17 protein-coding genes are annotated in these 19,312 nt (G+C 40.7%); all 17 read right to left on the bottom strand.

All coding sequences use genetic code 11. From position 1 onward, the window contains the following. Positions 1-156 precede the first annotated feature (156 nt). The 17 genes from KQI87_RS12300 to malQ all read right to left on the bottom strand — a co-directional run bounded on the left by KQI87_RS12300 (position 157) and on the right by malQ (position 18,870). Entirely contained in the window at positions 157-1,164 is a 1,008-nt protein-coding gene (locus KQI87_RS12300) for a sensor histidine kinase (protein ID WP_167343391.1), read from the bottom strand. Between the two features lie 234 nt (positions 1,165-1,398). Next, entirely contained in the window at positions 1,399-2,121 is a 723-nt protein-coding gene (locus KQI87_RS12295) for a LytR/AlgR family response regulator transcription factor (RefSeq protein WP_195999234.1), read from the bottom strand. Between the two features lie 124 nt (positions 2,122-2,245). Then, a complete protein-coding gene (larC, locus tag KQI87_RS12290; RefSeq protein WP_216460395.1) occupies positions 2,246-3,799 on the bottom strand; it encodes a nickel pincer cofactor biosynthesis protein LarC in 1,554 nt (517 codons plus the stop codon). A 147-nt stretch (positions 3,800-3,946) separates the two neighbouring features. Next, on the bottom strand, positions 3,947-4,723 hold the full coding sequence (larB, locus tag KQI87_RS12285; RefSeq protein ID WP_216460394.1) for a nickel pincer cofactor biosynthesis protein LarB: 777 nt from the start codon (positions 4,721-4,723) through the stop codon (positions 3,947-3,949). A 120-nt stretch (positions 4,724-4,843) separates the two neighbouring features. Then, on the bottom strand, positions 4,844-5,038 hold the full coding sequence (locus KQI87_RS17300) for a branched-chain amino acid transporter permease (protein WP_334300744.1): 195 nt from the start codon (positions 5,036-5,038) through the stop codon (positions 4,844-4,846). A 20-nt stretch (positions 5,039-5,058) separates the two neighbouring features. After that, a complete protein-coding gene (locus KQI87_RS12275) occupies positions 5,059-5,586 on the bottom strand; it encodes an AzlC family ABC transporter permease (protein WP_216460393.1) in 528 nt (175 codons plus the stop codon). Positions 5,587-5,749: 163 nt separating this feature from the next. Next, positions 5,750-6,928 carry an ATP-binding protein gene (locus tag KQI87_RS12270; protein WP_216460392.1) on the bottom strand — a complete coding sequence of 393 codons (1,179 nt, stop codon included), beginning with the start codon at positions 6,926-6,928 and terminating at the stop codon, positions 5,750-5,752. A gap of 391 nt (positions 6,929-7,319) precedes the next feature. Continuing rightward, positions 7,320-7,505 (bottom strand): hypothetical protein, encoded by a 186-nt coding sequence (locus KQI87_RS12265; RefSeq protein WP_216460391.1) that lies wholly within the window; start codon positions 7,503-7,505, stop codon positions 7,320-7,322. A 797-nt stretch (positions 7,506-8,302) separates the two neighbouring features. Further along, complete coding sequence (locus KQI87_RS12260; RefSeq protein ID WP_216460444.1) at positions 8,303-9,067, bottom strand: tRNA threonylcarbamoyladenosine dehydratase; 765 nt, start codon at positions 9,065-9,067, stop codon at positions 8,303-8,305. Positions 9,068-9,148: 81 nt separating this feature from the next. After that, entirely contained in the window at positions 9,149-9,334 is a 186-nt protein-coding gene (locus KQI87_RS12255) for a hypothetical protein (RefSeq protein ID WP_216460390.1), read from the bottom strand. Between the two features lie 90 nt (positions 9,335-9,424). Then, positions 9,425-10,351, bottom strand: coding sequence for an ROK family protein (locus KQI87_RS12250; RefSeq protein ID WP_253292506.1), 927 nt, complete (start codon positions 10,349-10,351; stop codon positions 9,425-9,427). A 176-nt stretch (positions 10,352-10,527) separates the two neighbouring features. Further along, positions 10,528-13,677, bottom strand: coding sequence for an alpha-mannosidase (locus tag KQI87_RS12245; protein WP_216460389.1), 3,150 nt, complete (start codon positions 13,675-13,677; stop codon positions 10,528-10,530). Between the two features lie 181 nt (positions 13,678-13,858). Then, the gene (locus KQI87_RS12240) at positions 13,859-14,542 is read right to left on the bottom strand and encodes a DUF6198 family protein (protein ID WP_216460388.1); all 684 of its coding nucleotides are present in this window, start codon (positions 14,540-14,542) and stop codon (positions 13,859-13,861) included. Positions 14,543-14,700: 158 nt separating this feature from the next. Next, entirely contained in the window at positions 14,701-16,119 is a 1,419-nt protein-coding gene (pyk, locus tag KQI87_RS12235; RefSeq protein ID WP_216460387.1) for a pyruvate kinase, read from the bottom strand. Positions 16,120-16,482: 363 nt separating this feature from the next. Continuing rightward, entirely contained in the window at positions 16,483-17,013 is a 531-nt protein-coding gene (locus KQI87_RS12230) for a DUF3877 family protein (RefSeq protein WP_216460386.1), read from the bottom strand. Positions 17,014-17,016: 3 nt separating this feature from the next. After that, complete coding sequence (locus KQI87_RS12225; protein ID WP_216460385.1) at positions 17,017-17,175, bottom strand: hypothetical protein; 159 nt, start codon at positions 17,173-17,175, stop codon at positions 17,017-17,019. 189 nt (positions 17,176-17,364) lie between these two features. Beyond that, positions 17,365-18,870 (bottom strand): 4-alpha-glucanotransferase, encoded by a 1,506-nt coding sequence (malQ, locus tag KQI87_RS12220; protein ID WP_216460384.1) that lies wholly within the window; start codon positions 18,868-18,870, stop codon positions 17,365-17,367. Positions 18,871-19,312: the final 442 nt, after the last annotated feature.

Below are 19,312 nucleotides of genomic sequence, written 5' to 3'. Positions count from 1 at the left end.
ATTCATATATAAATTGGCGAAATTCGTTTTTTCAGAACATATTGTGGTTTTTTATAAGGTTTTCTTTCACAATATTTTCCCTCTTGACTAATTTTCTGCAAAATAAAAGACAGCGCAGTCCTACCACTACACTATCTTTCATAGATTCTACATAATTTATAAGTACAGCATTACCTTTACAGTAAAAATCTGATTTGTATTCGAAACATCCATAAATCCCTGATATTTCTCTACCATCTTCCTGACATTTGCAAGACCAATGCCATGTCCTTTTTCTTCCTTCGTTGACAATAATTTATTTTTCTCTACAGCCAATTCATGTTGAAAGCTGTTTTTTATTTCCATGGAAAGCATGCCCTTTTCATAGTATATATCCACTGACATCCATTTATCTTTCGTCTGTTCTGCTGCTTCTATTGCGTTCTCTGTCAGGTTTCCCAAAATCACATTCAGATCAAATGCTGATATACACAAATCAGATGGTACCCGTACCTCATACTCTACATGATTCAGTTTCTTTTTTGCCTGTCCCAGAAGATAATTCAGCAAACTGTCAAGATTCTTATTCCCACAGCTGACCAGTTCAGACTGGTTCTGCATATACTCCCCCATGTCCTGTATATATTTCCGAATTTCTTCATTATTCTGATTTCCAGCCATAAGTGCAAGTTCTCCCAGATGATTTTTCATATCATGGCGTAGAGCTTTTACTTTCTCTTCCGATTGCATCAACACATCCAACTGGTGAGAATAAATGAGCATTTGTTTTTCCATAAGAGATTGTTCTTCCAGTTTCTTATACGCACTTATCAGAACATCATATAAATAGAAAATCAATAATACAACTGCCAAAACACAACATCCAAATAACACCAGCAGGATACGATTTTTTAGTTCCTGTTCAACAATAAGCAATTCTGCCAGACAAAGTGCTGAAATAACCGCCAGTATCATCCCATGCGGAGTTTTATCTTCTCCTTTATTCTTAATCAAGATTTTTTCTGAAATAACATCGCAAATCAGCAATAATAGTACAGTTATATACGCAGCACATTCACCGACTTTCCCTGTTATTGAATAATCTGTCAGTAAATGAACAGCTACTAAATCACATCCCATATTAGTTCCATATACAAGTAGTGTCACAAATATTTTCTTTTTCAATGCTCCTTCATAACACACTGTAATCAAAAAAATCAGCACTATATTTGTTATCACACTCATACCCGGCGAACAAAATATCAGATATACCACTGCTGTCAAAACAAAAAACAATACATAACAGGCTCTTTCTTTTTTCTTTTCCTCAATATCTGTCCAAAAGAACAACCTCATAAAGCGATAGATTATATATGTACGCAAAAGATTCGTGCTTAATGTAGTTATCAACGCAAACATTTACTCTCTGTCCCTCCACACACGTTCCGCCAGTTGCTTTCTCACTGATTTCCGATATGGCTGGCTGATTGGAATTGTATCTCCGTTTTTCATTTTCACAGATTCATAAGAACATTCTTCGATATAATCAAAATTGATCAGATACGACTGATGAATCTGAATGAAATTTCCCGGAATTTTCTTTGCTATTTCTTTCAGTTTGCCATTAAATTCTTTCTGTCCGTCTTTTAAAACCAGATACACTTTTTTATTCTGACTGCTGAAATACAGAATATCTTTATACAGCACCTTGAAATAATATCCACTGCCAAAGTACTCGAAAATACCTTTTCTGACTTCCGAAATTTTCTGAATCCTGTTCATGACATTCCCAACTTTTATTTTGTCTAAAGGTTTGATCAGAAAATCTGTAGGCTGTACACGAAATAGATCCATCGCATAACTGCTGTTCGCTGAAATGTAAACAATTGCAGTTTCCATGTTTTCCTGTTCTTCTCTTATAAAACGTCCCACTTCAATTCCATTTGTTGTCAGTAATTCTATATCCAGAAATAACACATCAAGAATCTTCTTGTTTTCTCTCAGGAACCGGCACAGGCTTTCTCCCTGATACCAGATATCAATATTCATCTGAATTTTATGCTCTTTTCCATAATCATAAAGCATTTTTTCCAGTTCCCCGCAGAGACCCTCATCATCATCGCAAATGCCAATGCAAAACATTCCTTTTCTCCCTTCATACTACATGCAGTATACAGCTCTTACAACTCTATTTCAAGACAAAAGTACCCTTTGGTTTCGCGTGGAGTACTCTCAGGGAAACCAAAGGGTTCACATATGAAAGTTATTATTTTTCTTTATTTGCCAAAACAATATAACGATAAATTTCTGTAAACGGGATCTCTTTTTCTCTGCTCAACTGTGCAACGCTCTCATATTCCGGATAAAGCTGCTCTTTTCCATTCAAAGTGCATACCTTTGCCAGAACTTCTCCCCATGGAGTCGGAAGGGTTCTCGTTTCTCTGGGAAGAATCGTACGTTCCATTCTGCTATAACGAATTCCAATCGTAGTAGTTTCTTCAAAAATAATATTCTGAAGCGTTTCCATATCTTCTTCCTTACAGATCACATTCAGAACCCATGCAGGTCTGTTCTTTTTCATAAAAACAGGCACATAATGCACATCTCTGGCACCGGCTTTCATTAGACGCTCCATGACAAATCCCAGAACTTCTCCACTGCAGTCATCAATGTTTGTCTCCATCTTGATAATCGTATCTTTGGTTTCCTGATTTTCAGCTTTCGGATTATTTCCGATTTCCGGGTGTTTGAATTCTTCTGTCTGAGCCTTTGCTTCATCTGTTTCTGCGCTCTGTGAGATAATCATTGCCCTTAGGATTCCCGGACACTCATACTGGCGTTTACCTGCGCCGATTCCAATCTTCCGGATCTCAAAATCTTTCGGAAGTTTATCTTTCGTTTTCACTGCTGCTACGATTGCCGCACCTGTAGGAGTTACAAGTTCCCCTTCTACTTCTGTCATTTTCAGGTGTAAATGGTTTGCGCTTACCACATTCGCAACTGCCGGAACCGGAATTGGCAGGATTCCATGCTGGCAACGGACAGTTCCGCGTCCCTCACAGAGGATAGGAACGATTACATCTGTAATGTCCAGATTATCCAGGCAGACTGCCACAGATACGATATCTACGATGGAGTCTACTGCTCCGACCTCGTGGAAATGTACCTGATCTGCCGGCACATTGTGAGCTTTGCTCTCCGCTTCCGCAAGAATTGCAAAGATTCTTAATGCGATTTTCTTTGCATTCTCTGTCATTGCGCCATGTTCAATGATATGAGTGATCTCTTTCATGCCACGGTGCTCATGATGGTGATGACCGTGCGCGGATTCTGTATTATGACTGTGAGTATGTTCATGTGTATTCAGTTCAGTTTCCTCATGCGTATGATCATGTGAGTGTTCTGCGGCATGACTATGCACATGACCATGTGCTGTATCATATGCCTGTTCTACATCACATCTATGTTCATGAACTGTGTGCGTATCATCGTGAATACGTTCAGCTGTTTCTTCATGGACATGTCCATGAACATTTCCAGAATGATCATGATGATGTTCACCAGATTCATGGTGATGGCCGTGCAGATACTCCATATCATGGTCATGATTCTCATGCTCTTTGTCCAGCACAACATCGAAATCGCAGGCATCTATTCCTGATTTCACGACTCTGCTGACCTTAGTCTGGAATCCTGACACCGGAAGACTTTTCAGCACATTGTCAAGAACTCTCTGGTCAGCGCCCAGATCAAGAAGTGCGGCTACTGTCATATCGCCGCTGATTCCGGAGTAACATTCCAGATATAATGTTTTTCCCATAATTATAAGTTCCTCCAGTTTCTCTGTTACTGTTTACTTTCATCTCAGTAACATTTGCTTATTTTTGATTCTGCTACAATGCTCTTAAAACAACTAATCCTCTCGTTTATCCACAATTGTAATTACATATGTTAAAAGTCCATGTAGCTATTTTTCTGTTGGAAGATTTCCCTTCTCATCTGCCCCGGCTGCCAGACGGTTAATTTGTGTTGCCAGATAACCGGCACCATAGCCATTATCAATATTCACCACTGCAATTCCATTTGCGCAGGAATTGATCATGGTAAGAAGTGCGGAAAGTCCGTGCATACTTGCTCCATATCCTACAGATGTCGGCACTGCAATCACCGGTCTGCTCACCAGACCGCCCATAACACTGGCAAGAGCTCCCTCCATGCCTGCAACTGCAACTACGCAGTTCGCACTCTGGATCGTCTCCAGCCGGGAAAATAAGCGATGCATTCCGCTGACTCCCACATCATAAATACGTTCTACATTTGTCCCAAAATATTCCGCTGTCTGTGCAGCTTCCTCTGCAACCGGAATATCTGCTGTTCCCGCAGAGCAGACTGCAATCTTTCCGATGCGCTTCTTATCTTTTTTCTCTATCTTTAAAATGCGTGAGATCGGATCATATTCCACTTCCGGGAACTTCTCTCTCACCAGTTCATACTGATGTTGGGAAGCTCTGGTTCCGAAGACCTCTCCATCTTCTCTGTATAATCTTTCAAAAATGTTCAGAAGATGCTCATCTGCCTTATTGCTGCAGTAGATCACCTCCGCGAATCCGGTTCTTGCCTTGCGGCTTGTATCCAGTTTCGCATATCCCATTTCTTCATAGCTTTCTTTCTTAAGGATTCTCTCTGCTTCTTCCACAGATACCGAACCGCTTTTTACACTTTCAAGAATCTCCTGTAATGTCATAAGTTCCTCCTGGTCTGTATCTCCAAATCGAAACATTAAAACTGTCATTCTGACGACTTATTCATAACCGAATATCTACTTTGCAGCCGTCAATTTATCCTTCTCTGCTCAAAAACAATCTCAAAATACCACCTGTATCAAAAACATATAAGCAACAGTTCCCGCTATAATACTAAGCAGAGTATTTCTTTTCCATAAATGCAGCAAAACAACCAGCACACACGCGATCAGCTCCGGCAGTCCATGAGGCGCTGTGATCAGGCTCACATTTTTCAGACAGTAAACCACCAGCATTCCCATGATCGCATAAGGCAGTACATCTGCCAGATAGTCAATTACCGCCGGCCTCTTCTTATTTCCGCCAAAGACAGCGCAGTCATAGAAAAGTCAATTCCGGCTGTATTAAAGTTCAGCACACTTCCCAGTACAGAACCCAACACGCTTCCCAGTACCCAGTAAAACTGATCAAATAAGGATACCAGAAAATAATATTTATTCTTATCAACTCCCTCAGGAATTTCCCCGCTGCACACCAGCGAATACGTCTCATCTGTCAGTGAAAAAATCAGATATGGTTTATACTTTCCCGTGTTCTTATATTTATCCAGCATGGAGATTCCATAAAACAGGTGTCTGGCGTTCACCATCAGTGTTATCAGTGCAGTCGCGATCATAGACGCCCCGCCTGTGATCAGATCTATGGCAACATACTGCATAGATCCCGCATAAATAAACACACTCATGGCAATCGCCCAGAGCACACCATACCCTTTTGATTCCAGAAGAACACCAAATCCCATGCCAAGCACGATATATCCCGCCATGATCGGGATAGACTGCTTAAATGCATATTTTGCTGTCATCTCTCTTTTGTCCTTTCCTGTATGTCTCATTATTCATTCCAGTATTTCAGGTAATAAGACTATCTGCTTTGCAAACTACTTATTTTCATCCCGAAAAATCCTATGAGCATTTCATCTCTTATCAGAATTTTTCCCAAAAAGCTGCTTCAAAACGCAGATATTATCACTCTTTATCAACGCCCTTATTTCCGCGCTGATCATAGTCATCCAGGAAGTTATAATATTCTCCATCTTTGTGATATCCCATAACCGTACGAAGATTAATATCCCTCACACTGTTAAAGATATTTGTCTCGATCACACTGCTGGTATTTCTGAACTGCGCAACCAGTTCTTTCATCTCGTCACGCTTGGAACCACGGCCGCCACCACAGCTTACACAATTCTCAGTGAAACGGCATGCACACTGAATGAAATGCAATCCGTTGGTATCTCTCCATGCCTTGATTGCAGACTCCTTGATCAGATACATCGGACGGATCAGTTCCATTCCCTCGAAGTTCTGGCTGTGCAGCTTCGGCATCATAGTCTCCACCTTACCGCTGTACAGCATACCCATCAGAATCGTCTCAATCACATCATCGAAATGATGGCCCAGCGCAATCTTATTACATCCCAGCTCTTTCGCATGAGAATAAAGATAACCACGTCTCATTCTCGCACACAGATAACACGGATTCTTCTCAATCTCTGCCACTGTATCAAAAATATCACTCTCAAACACAGTCAACGGAATTCCCAGAAGCTTCGCATTCTCCTGAATGATCTTCCAGTTATCTGCATTGTATCCCGGATTCATAACCAGAAAAACTGCCTCAAAATGAATCTTTCCATGTCTCTGCAGTTCCTGGATCAGCTTTGCCATAAGCATAGAATCTTTACCACCTGAAATACAGACAGCAACCTTATCCCCCTCCTGGATCAGCTGATACTCATTCAATGCCTTTGTAAAAGGTCTCCAGATTGTCTTTCTGAAAGTCTTGATAATGCTATGCTCGATTTCCTTTGTCTTCTGCTTCTTCTGCTCCTCTGCATCATCCGCCATAAAACGGCTCAGAGAGAGTCTCAGATATGCACGATATCCGCCCTCAATATTCACAGCATCATATCCTGCTTCCGCAAACTTCTCCACACATTCCTGACTTCTGTCCCCGGTATGACACAGAACATACACTGTCTTATCTTTATCAACGGACTCCATCTTCTCATCAAATTCATCTAACGGAATACTTACCGCTCCCGGAAAAGATCCTCTGCTGTACTGATCCGCCGGACGTACATCCACGATCGTAATCTCAGAAGAATCAATCTTCTCCAGTTCTTCTACACTAATTGTATTCATATATAACCTGCCTTTTATTTCTTAAGATCAATTACTTGTATCTGGCGAACCGCCTGTATTTCCGCCCAATTCACCAGGAAACATTATACTTGGAAACCCCAGTGTAGTCAACAGCTTCCGTCGCTTATAAAAAACATGAATTTGCATATATTCTATACTATTTGGCTAAAATTCTATTTTCTGCAAATGCAGTCAATTATAATAGCTTTCTATATTGGCTCTACTACTATTTTTTTATTTTAAGTCCGATGGTTCCTTCCGTAATCCCGGCTTCATCCAGGATTTTCAACATCTCTTCCCCTGCCTGCTCACCAGCTGCATAGTTATCTGTTGCAAATGTCGCCTCACCCTCAAAAGTTGCCGGTGAATCTATGTATATAATCTTCGCTCCTTATCCGGTACTGCCCACACACCTGCACCTGCGATTACGCCAACAGCACATTCCAGTCTCAAGTCCGTTTCTTGCGGCTGCAATAGCTACATTTACAGCATCACCGCCTGCATTCCTTATATATTCACCCTCTCTTTCGCCAAGTATAAAGTCGATCACCATTTCTCCAATACTGTATATGTCCATGTCGTTCCTCCCTTCGTTATCTTTAACTGCATTATAGTACACTATTTAATAATGCCAAGACACTATATTTAATTCTGTCACTTTCCATATAGCAAATCCATTGATTTTGTGCTGTTTTCACAATATTTTTTAGGTCTGCGCCTTTTATATTGATTCTGCTTTTTATACTTTTTGCGCATTTTACAGGTATTTTAATCAATTTAGTTATTTCACATTACTTTATATTTTATTTATTATTCCCATAATTTCAGTCTTCCAACAAAAACACCCTCTTTGCGACTTGTCCCCCAAAACAGAATACTTATCAAAAAAATTGATCCATATCTGCATAATTTAATTCAGGTTGATAAAATCGTCCAACTTCACTCTTGTCCCCAACAAAACAACCCTGATACAATTTTCGTACAAAAAAGAATCCTGATAATGTCTCAGACAGAATCACCTGTCTTCCACTTATCAGGATTCTTTTTATATTGAATATGTGTATAGCTTACCTATATAAATAGTTACCGTTTGCTCTTAGCAACACTTTGCAAGATAGCAACGCATAAACACAACTCTGATAATCCGCTTAAAGCACTTCCCCCTGGAAATACTTCGTCAGCATATTACAAACCACTCCCATCACCGCAGTTGTCTCAGAATAAAACGCCGGGACTACGCGGATCTTCGTCTGCTTATTACTGAATTCAGTTTACTAATCTTATTTTCCACATTTGAGTAACAGCATAGAAATTACACAAAAAAGATGTGCACCATACCACTCTGATACAATGCACATCCTAAATAAACATTTCTTATCTTCTGCACTCCGCAGTCAAGTCTTTAATAACCTCTCCAGCAATGATCAGTCCAACCACAGACGGCACAAACGCCACACTGCCGGGAATATCCCTGCGCTCCGTACACTTATGCTTCGCCCCTGGAGTACAAATACAGTGCGACCTGCAACTGATTGCCATATCCTCAATCGGTCTGATCGGCTGCTCCTCAGAATAAACAACCTTCAGCTTCTTCACACCACGCTTCTTCAACTCTCTGCGCATAACTTTCGCCAGTGGACACACCTTCGTCTTATAAATATCCGCCACACGAAACGCACTCGCATCCAGCTTATTTCCAGCCCCCATACTACTGATGATCGGCGTCCCGGACTCTTTTGCACGCATAATCAGCTCAATCTTTGCAGTCACCGTATCCACAGCATCTACCACATAATCATACTCGCTAAAATCAAAATCAGAAGCATTCTCCGGCAAATAAAAGCACTGATGGATACGAACATCCGCTTTCGGATTGATTTCCAGAATCCTGTCTCGCATTACCTCAGTCTTATACTGGCCTACCGTTTTTCTGGTAGCAATGATCTGTCTGTTAAGATTAGTCAGGCATACTTTGTCATCATCGATCAGGTCAAAAGAACCTACGCCGCTTCTCACCAGCGCTTCACATACATATCCTCCAACCCCTCCGATTCCAAATACTGCCACACGGGAGTTCTCCAGTTTATTCATTGCTTCTTTTCCCAGAAGAAGCTCTGTTCTTGAAAATTGATTGAGCATATTTCCTCCATTCATTTTTTTCTTCTGTCTGGATGCTGTCATTAATCAGAACAACATCCTTATTTTACCTTCTGCAGTTACTTACACTGCCACTTTATATATCTGATCATCATCTCCGGATTGAACCGCAGATTCTGTATCATTCTTTTCCATTCGTCCAACCCTGTTACCTGTAATATAGGCCGCTCTGCACGCCAGGATCAAAAAAACGATCAGCAGAAACCAAATCCAGATTCTTCTTTTGTTTTTTATAATCAACCGTTTCATAATTATACGCCATTTTCCTCTTAAAAATTAGTGCAGGAGGATTTCTCCTCCTGTCAAATAACTCTGTATATTACAGTTCTCTCTGTAACCTTATCGCTTCGAAAAAGCAAGATATGCTGCTCCGATCAGACCGGAGTCCTCATTTAATGTGGATTTTCTCACTTTAATAAATGGTCTCTGTGCCTCATAAACTTTACTCTTCACAAGTTCTTCCACTTCTTCTACGAAACCATTTATCTTAATCGCCACTGAACCACCCAGAATTACAATATCCGGGTCAACAAGATTATAAATCGCCGCGATGAAATTGGCAAGATGAACTTTTGCATCTTCCATAATTTTCTTAGCTGTTTCATTTCCGGCAAGTGCCAGATCATTGACTTCACCTGCATGTTTTACATCCAGTCCTGCTTTTCTGGCTCTTACTGTAATGGCAGTTCCACTGCTGATTGCCTCGATTCCACCTGGAAGAATGGTTCCGTGAGACGGGCCATCCTGCATCATGATCGTATTCTCTACTTCATTCGCCCATCCATGAGCTCCCTGAAAAATTTTCTTATCAATCACAAAGCCAGATCCGATTCCTGTAGAAATCGTCAGGAACTGGACAAATCTGTAACCCTTCCCTTCTCCCGCCACAGCTTCAGCAAGAGCTGCCAGATTTCCGTCATTATTCAGATATACCGGAATATGGATCATATCTCTCAGTTTCTGTGATACCGGTAAATGATACCAGTCACCTCTGATATTCGGAGGTGTGATAATTTTCTCATTTACCAGATCAAGCGGTCCAGGGCAGGACATTCCTGCTCCCACGATCTCGCAGTCATATCCTTTGATCACATCTGCAATCTTTCCCAGTGTTTCTTCCGGATCTTCCGGGTTTGTAGGAAACTGCTGCCTGTCAGTAATCTCCAGATTCTCATTAACAAGTGCAACTCGTGTATTCGTTCCGCCGATATCAATTGCTACTGCATATCTCATAATAAATCCCACAACTGTATTCTTTCCCTGCAAATACAGTCTTCCCTTTCTTTATATAGTGTTTTGCTGTTACTGTTGTTCCTCTCGCTTCGCATAAAGTCAAACAGATAAAATCATCCGCTTCGCTACTTGCTCATGACCAGATATCTGCTCCGCAGTTTGATTAAATTACGAAGCATATTACCGAGAATGGAATAAACTGCAGCTAATTATTTCAGTCTTATTTTTAACGTCTTAATTTCATATGGCTTAATGCAGAAAGAAACTGTATGATCCGCATAAGATACCTGCTGTTCATCTTCTTCCAGAAGATTACACTCAACCACATCTGCAATTTTTTCCCCACAGGTAAGAACCACATTCGCTCTTTTATTATAGCATTCATACAGACGAACGATCAGTTCCTCTCCAATTTCTGCCTTTTTAACCGTTTCAATTATTACATTATCCTGATCAACCTTGATCAGAGAATATTCTGTGGCAAGTTTTCCGCCCTTATTTTCCTTAACAACCGCTGTCATCGGATTATTCAGCTCATATGCCTGAGCAACCGTATTGGCATCTGTCCAGTTTTCTGCATGCGGATAAATTGAATAGGTAAATTCATGATGTTCTTTATCTGCTTCAGGATTCGGATGGATCGCAGATTTCAGCATGGAAAGTCCAACCTCACTTCCACGCACACTTACTCCAAACTTACAGTCATTCAGGAAGCTTACTCCATATCCGCCTTCACTTACATCCATCCACTTATGATGGCAGACTTCAAATTTAGCAAAATCCCATGACGTATTTGCATGTGTCGGGCGTTTTACGTTGCCGTACTGAATGTCAAATGTTGCTTCATTGGCATGCACATCTACAGGGAAATAATCTTTAACAAAAATCTGGTGTTCTTTCCAGTCAATACTGTTCTTGATATCAATTCTCGGAATATCATGATATAGATAAATTTCCTGAACGATCACAGAATCCAGATATTTTCTCTCAATCCTCACGCATGCTCTTACCGGTCCGTTCTCTGTTACTTTTATGGAGGAAACATCATCAATTTCCCAGGATTTCTCCGTATAATAATTATTTACATCCCAGGCATCATAATTATGCGGGCGGTCCTCATAACTGATGATCACATTACCTGCTTTACCTTCTTTAAGGATCTGTCTCTTCGCTGATTTATCATAAATCTTCGCAAACTGACCTTTTTCGTTATAATAAATTGCAAACCAGTCATTCTCCATATGTTTTACAGAAACATCCATGGACGCTTCTTCTGCAGACTCTTCTCCATCTTCCAGAACATAAGTTTTATATCCCTTTGATGGCACTCCCACTGCTGTAAAAATATAAACGTCTCCTGTCTTCTGGACCGCAACCTGAGTTCCATGATCTCTTAGTACCGGGTTCTTAATCTCTTTAGGGCAGGCAAAGGAAACAATTCCCGGAACCTCGCCGCTGTTTGGATTAAACACGACCACCGCATGTAAAGGTGCATCTACATTCTTTACAAGGCTTCCAAGGGAAGCAGCTTTCAATTCTTTATTTTCCTCAAAAATCTTCTCATATTCTGCTTTGGAGTCATCATATACCTCTTTAATGGAAGATCCTGGCAGAATATCATGGAACTGATTTCTTAGGATCACTTCCCATGCATCATAAAGAGCATCTTTCGGGTATGTATTTCCTGTCAGCAGTTCATCCATTGCCGCATAAGTTTCTTCATCCTGATAAGCAAGCTCTGCTTTACGGTTATACTTCTTATTTCTCGCCATAGAAGTATAGGTTCCTCTGTGATATTCCAGATATAATTCTCCGACCCATGACGGAAGATATTTACTGCCCTTTGTTTCTTTGTCCAGTCTCTCAAAGAACTCAAGCGCTGTGGACATTTTGGTTCTCGGGCATCCCGGTATTCCCTGGCTCATACGCCTCTGATTTTCCAGCTCTTCTTTCGACGGGCCACCGCCACCGTCACCAAATCCGAAGCTGCAGAGAACCTCATCATTCAAGTCTTTCTGACTGTAACGGGCCCATCCGCCCTTCATCTGACTTGGATTCAGGTAACCATTATAAGTTGTAAAATGCTCTGTTTCTGTGCCGCCTTCTACAGCAGCTTTATTATAATCTCTGGTAGGAATAAAATGGGTCAGCACTCTGCTGCCGTCAATTCCTTCCCATTCAAACGTATCATAAGGCATTTTGTTTAATTCATTCCAGCTGATCTTTGTTGTCATAAAATACGAGATTCCGCATTTCTGCATGATCTGAGGCAGGGCAGCTGCATATCCGAATACATCCGGAAGCCAGAGGATCTTGTTGTCCGTTCCGAATTCCTCTTTGAAGAATTTCTTTCCATGCATAAACTGACGCACCAGAGCCTCTCCTGATGCCAGATTGCAGTCCGCTTCCACAAACATACCGCCCTCTGTTTCCCAGCGGCCTTCTTTTACGCGCTCCTTGATCTGCTCATAAACCTGAGGTGCATTCTTCTTTACAAATTTGTAAAGCTGTGGCTGGCTGGACATGAAAATATATTCCGGATATTGTTTCATCAGATTCAGCACAGTGGAAAAACTTCTTACAGCTTTATCTTCTGTTACCCTTAATGTCCATAGCCATGCGCAGTCAATATGTGTATGACCTACACAACAGATCACTGGCCCCTGTTCTTTATCACAATGTTTCTCATAAAACTCTTTTGTAATAAATTCCTGTGCTTTCTCAAGGCTCTTGTAATATTCCGGCGAACCTTCTTTTCTCATATCCAGAAGATTCAGGGAATCATTTAACGCCTGAATAATCGTAATATACGCTCTGTCCTCTGTATTTAACAGACGTGCAGTTTCATATGGCACAGAGAGGTCATAGAAATACTTCTCTGTTTTTCTGTCCAGAACCTTTAATCTGGAATCCAGCTTCAATCTGAAATTCTGATCTCCGGTAAAAGCAGAGAGAATAATTCTGTACTGCATTCCCGCTTTTGCCTGCTCTGCAAGAATGATTTCTCTGTGGTTAATGTCAAGTCCTTGTACAAGAGTGCCGTTTACATAGATTGTAAACTGCGGATTAGTCGCATCCCATTCCCCTTCTTTTCCTGTCCGAAGTTCGTACACAACACATTTTCCATCAAACTCTTCCGGAACCGTTACGAAAGTTTCAAACCAGTAATATTCTCTGTGTCCACCCCACACTTCCGTATTTGTAAATTCTTCCCAGCCAGAAGTATCAAGATCTGCTATATTCTCAAATCTCTTATCCGTTTTGATCATACGGTACTTCTGAATTGGCATACTCTCAGGATAAATCTGCTCTTTTATGTATTCCAGCATTTTACTAATACGCTCTTTAATGAGAACCATTTTTTACCTCCCAGTCATTCTCCATCAGAAAACAATATTTTTCTGATAAAAGAGAATATTTATCGTCAATATCCTCCAATATACTTATGTTGTGTCAAGTGTATCACAGAAAAAAGAATCCCGCAATGCGGGATTCTTTCAGAAATACTGTGGTATTATTCAGATTTGTTTGACAATTATATTACGCCGCCTGTGAACGTTGCTGGGTGAAATTCACAAATCGGAAATGTTTATCCATCTGGTCACCGATCAGGCCGATCACTTTCCCCATGGTAAATGCTGCCAGCACGGTTCCTATTCCAAGCCCGCTGATATGTCCCAGGATCATTCCTGTCATACAGGCAGTAATTGTCAGGCAGATTACATCGAAAGAAACCTTAATCTTGGAATATTTCACCTTTATGATCTCTGACAACTCACGTGGAAACAGGTCCGTCGGAATGATCGGCAGTCCGCATCTGTTGGAAAGTGCGATTCCTATGCAGATCAGCAGATAACTGATGACAAAGTATAAGATTCTGAGCGGAATTGTCTTTGGCAGGACATTAATCCATGCCTCATTGACATCAAGTAGTTCGCTGAATGCAAATCCTACAAGGAAACTGCACAGATAAACCGGTACGAATTTCTTTCTCAGTATCATCAAGCTTAAGATCAGAAGTGCCTGGAAAATATAAGTCCATGTTCCCAGTGTGATCACCGGAAATACTTTCTCAAATGCATAAGGTACACTGGATATGGCAGATATTCCTGAACCTGAATACAGCATCAGGATAACTGCAAGGCTGTTGATCATAACTGCGATCACCAATGCCAGCTCCCCTCTGAAAATATGTCTGGAATCTTCTTCTCCGTTTGTTTTCATAATAATTTTCTCTCCTCATTACGTACAAAAAACAAGGGGCCGCTGTCGAAAAGTTGACGGCAGACCCTTGTATGTGTCTTTAAAAATTTATGCTGTTTGTTCTGTTAATATGATGTCAGGGGCAAAAGGTACCTTGCCCCTGACCTTGTATCTTAATATTATTCTACGATGCAGACACGGATCATGTTTGTTCTTCCCGGAATACCAAGCGGTACACCACCTGCGAATACAACCGTATCACCAACTTTTACAAGTTTATGCTTCTGTGCTGCTTCGATTGCTCTCAGGCAAAGGATTTCAGAGCTGTATTCTTCTTTGATGAGCATCGGATAAACGCCCCAGGACAGGTTCAGCTGACGCAGAACTCTCTCAGAGCTTGTGCATGCACCGATCAGACATCCTGGTCTGTGTTTGGACATCATGTGTGCGGTACTTCCGGATTTTGTCACTGCAAGGATTGCACGAGCCTTCAGGTCGATTGCTGTCAGGCAGGTTGCATGTGCGATCGCATTTGTGATGTCCGGGTTTTCATTTCTGTCTGTTTTCTTAAAGATTGTATTGTAGTCAATATTCTGTTCCATATGCTCTGCGATACGGCTCATCATCTGCAGTGCCTGTATCGGATATTTACCAGCTGCTGTTTCTCCGGAAAGCATAGTCGCACTTGTTCCCTGGAAGATCGCATTGGCAACGTCTGTCGCCTCTGCACGGGTTGGTCTCGGATGAGAGATCATGGAGTCAAGCATCTGTGTTGCAGTGATGACAGGTTTGCCTGCTGTATAAACTTTCTGGATGATCTTCTGCTGGATAACAGGTACATATTCCGGTGGAATCTCAACACCCATGTCACCTCTGGCGATCATAATACCGTCTGCTGCTTCGATGATCTCATCGATATTGTCAACACCCTGCTGGTTCTCAATCTTGGCAATGATCTGGATTTCTTCACCGCCGTTTTCTTTCAGGATTTTTCTTACTTCACGGATATCATCAGCAGTACGTGTAAAAGATGCTGCAACAAAGTCAAATCCTTCCTGAATACCGAAAAGAAGGTCATCATGGTCTTTCTTGCTGATAAATGGCATCTTCAGGTTTGCGCCCGGAACATTGACACCTTTCTTATCACCAACTACACCTGCGTTGATAACTTTACATACGATATCTTTTCCTGCGATATCCTGAACTTCCAGATCTACAAGTCCATCATCAACCAGAATGTGTCCGCCTGGTTTTACATCCTTATAAAGTTCTTTATAAGTAATGCTTACGTGCTCGTTAGTTCCTTCTATATCTTTATTTGTAAATGTAAAAATCTGTCCTTCTTCCAGAGAAACCTTACCATCCTTGAAGCATCCAAGTCTAATCTCCGGTCCCTTTGTATCAAGAAGTGCTGCAACAGGTCTGTCATATTTCTTGCGAAGTTCTCTCAGCTTCTGGATACGTCCTCTCTGTTCATCGTGAGGTCCATGTGAAAAGTTGAAACGTGCTACGTCCATTCCCTCTCTCACAAGCTGTTCCATAACATCGCCTTTATCAGTAGACGGTCCCATTGTACAGATAATTTTGGTTTTTCTCATTTAATTCTTTCCCTCCAACTGTTGATTGTATCTATTATCCCTGTCAATATTGTGTAAAAATTACTTTTCTCTTATCTTCCGGAAAAAAACCGTTAAAAAGAGTTTGCAAACCTGCCAGTTTTTTGTTTCTGTCAGCAGATTTCTTAACAGTTTCTATAGTAATGAAAAACATTAAGTCAAATAAAAATTACCATTATTGAGAGTATCTGTCAATATCGAATTTCGGTTTATTTTTGTAAGTATTTGACAAAAAAATAACATACTTTTATTGCAAATGTTACATATAATTTCGTCGATCCGGCAGTTGGAAGATTTCCTGTTCAATCAATAAAAATATTTCTTTTTTGCTATTAAATGCCTGAATCAGAATTCAAAATCCGCATAGTCTTCCGGCAGGAATCTATGGTAAATGATATGGCATCCTTCATCTTTAAAACAATAATAGTAAGGATCTGATCCATCGTCAAAGCGAATCATCACATCAAATTCGCCATTATCCATCGGTTCCGTAACGATCTTATCTGAATAAGAATGAAACAGTTCTTTAATCTCATCCATCGTACATCCATGTCTGCCAACCAGCTCGATCAATGCCTTGATAAATTCATTATCTTTCATATTATTATGCACATATTCTGAAGCTTTATCCGAAACAGTAAAACAGAAACGGTCTCCTCTGTGAGAAACTACAACTTCTCCGAATTTCTCTTCTATATAGGAAGGAAAATCTTTTAAAATCTCCATCATGCCTGCAGCATCTGCCTCACTTCCAAAGAAATGATTCAGGGAACTGAGCGGATAATAAAGACTGATCTTCTCTTTCATATATCCAAGCTTCGCCTGTTCCTCTTTGATCACATCGATCAGACTGGTTTCTAATCTATTATAATTCATGTTTTAATCCTCCTGAAAATCCCTTTTTTGCTCTTTTCTGGTTAATATTTTATCAGACATTGCCCGAAAATCAATGGATTTCTTTCTCAATTGTATACCCATCAAAACAATTCCAATGTTTTCTTTTTCGTACAAAAATAAAGCCTGCTCAATACTGTCCATTTTTTCTCCCCGGAAAATGGCTCTGGCCAAAACATCACGTGGATATTTTCAATTAAAAAACAGAGCCTTATTTGATCTGATTAGAATATAGTAAAAGATTCCTGCAAAATTTCCACTATATCAAAACAGCGTTCCAGATATTATTTATATCCAAAACGCTGCTATCATTTACATTATTTCAATATGTACTTAATCCCAGTTCTTACGCCCATAACGCAATGTCACATCATGAATCTCTTTCTGGAGTTTCCTTGTAAGATCTCTCTTCTTGATTCTCCACTTCCAGTTCGTGCCTACTGTAGACGGTTTGTTCATTCGGAATCTGTTATCCAGTCCCATGTAATCCTGCATTGGGATTACGCAGACACGTGCTGCGCTTCGCATGATCAGACTGATAAAGCATTTATACAGTTCTTCTTCCGGTGTTGCATGATCACACAGATAATCTCTTGCAAGTTTTCTCTCTGCTGCTGTGATGCTCTTCCACCATCCCACGATCGTTTCATTGTCATGAGTTCCTGTATATGCCACGCAGTTCTCTGAATAATTGTGCGGCAGATAATCACTGGCACATCCGGAATCTCTAGAGTCAAACGCAAATTCCAGAACTTTCATTCCCGGGAATCCACTCTCATAAACCAGATGACGTACAGAATCTGTCATGTATCCTAAGTCCTCTGCGATAACCTGTTTCCATCCAAGCGCCTGCTCGATCTTACGGAACAGATCAATTCCAGGACCTTTCTCCCAGTGTCCGCCTCTTGCATCAGTATCTCCGTATGGAATCGAGAAATATTCATCAAATCCGCGGAAATGATCGATTCGCACAACATCGTAAAGTCTGAAGCAATAGCTCATTCTGGATATCCACCACTGATATCCGGTATCTCTGTGATAATCCCAGCGATACAGCGGATTTCCCCATAACTGACCAGTTGCTGAGAATCCATCCGGCGGGCATCCTGCCACTGCCAGTGGTACATTGTCCTGATCCAGCTGGAACAGCTCCGGATGCGCCCATGCATCCGCACTGTCCATGGCAACATAAATCGGAATGTCTCCGATGATCTGAATTCCCTTTGAGTTTGCATAAGATTTCAGCTTCATCCACTGCTCGTAGAACTTAAACTGCATGTACTGCTGAAACTCAATATCAAAATATAATTCCTCACGGTAATAATCCATGGCATTATTCCAGCGGAGTCTGATATCCTCTGCCCATTTTGTCCACTCTACACCTTCAAAGCGATCTTTTACTGCCATAAACAGAGCATAATCAGAAAGCCACCAGCTGTTCTCTGCTACGAATTTCTGATAATCAGGATTCTTGCTGATGTCACTGTTCTCATATGCTTTTCTCAGAAGCGGATAACGGCCTTTGTAAATCTTCTCATAATCTACATCGTCGATCTTCTTTCCCCAATTTACTTTCTCGCAGTCTTTCTTATCCAGAACGCCCTCTTCTACCAGTGCATCCAGATCAATAAAATACGGATTTCCTGCAAATGTAGAGAATGACTGATACGGAGAATCTCCATAACTTGTCGGTCCCAGTGGTAAAATCTGCCAATAGGTCTGTCCTGCTTCCTTTAACCAGTCTACAAATTCATATGCACTCTTGGAAAAACATCCGATTCCATAGTCTGATGGCAGACTGCTGATCGGCAGTAAAATTCCGGCTGCTCTTTTTCCCATAATTCTTATCTCCTTCGTGATCTTTCACTTTTGCCACTTATACTTTATTCTGAAACGCTTGTCGGGTTCCATATAAGCAGCTTTTATATACCTTATGCGCAATTGTTTTTTTTATTATATCTATTTTTTGTGCAAATTGCAATATAACTTTTGCATTATTCATTTTTTCGTGAAAATCACTAATCAGCAATCAGTTCTTTCCGACATGTTTCATATTAAATGTCAATAATTTTCCAATCAAATCTTTTTTAACATTTGGGAATCTCTTACTCATCTTCCATCCATATCAAAAAGTTATATTTATAATGCAATATTGCTATTTTACGTTTCGTTTCTGATATGATAGGATGTGATCGGTTAAAAAAATAACAAAGTAACACTTCAACTTATCTGTTGAGAAACACTTGTCATTAACCAACTTATGAAAGCTTCTTCGACAGAT

It is taken from the genome of Blautia sp. MSJ-9 (assembly GCF_018919065.1).
GTDB lineage: Bacteria > Bacillota > Clostridia > Lachnospirales > Lachnospiraceae > Blautia_A.
Note: the sequence above shows the minus strand (reverse complement) of the source record. Positions and strands in the feature narration are given on the sequence as shown.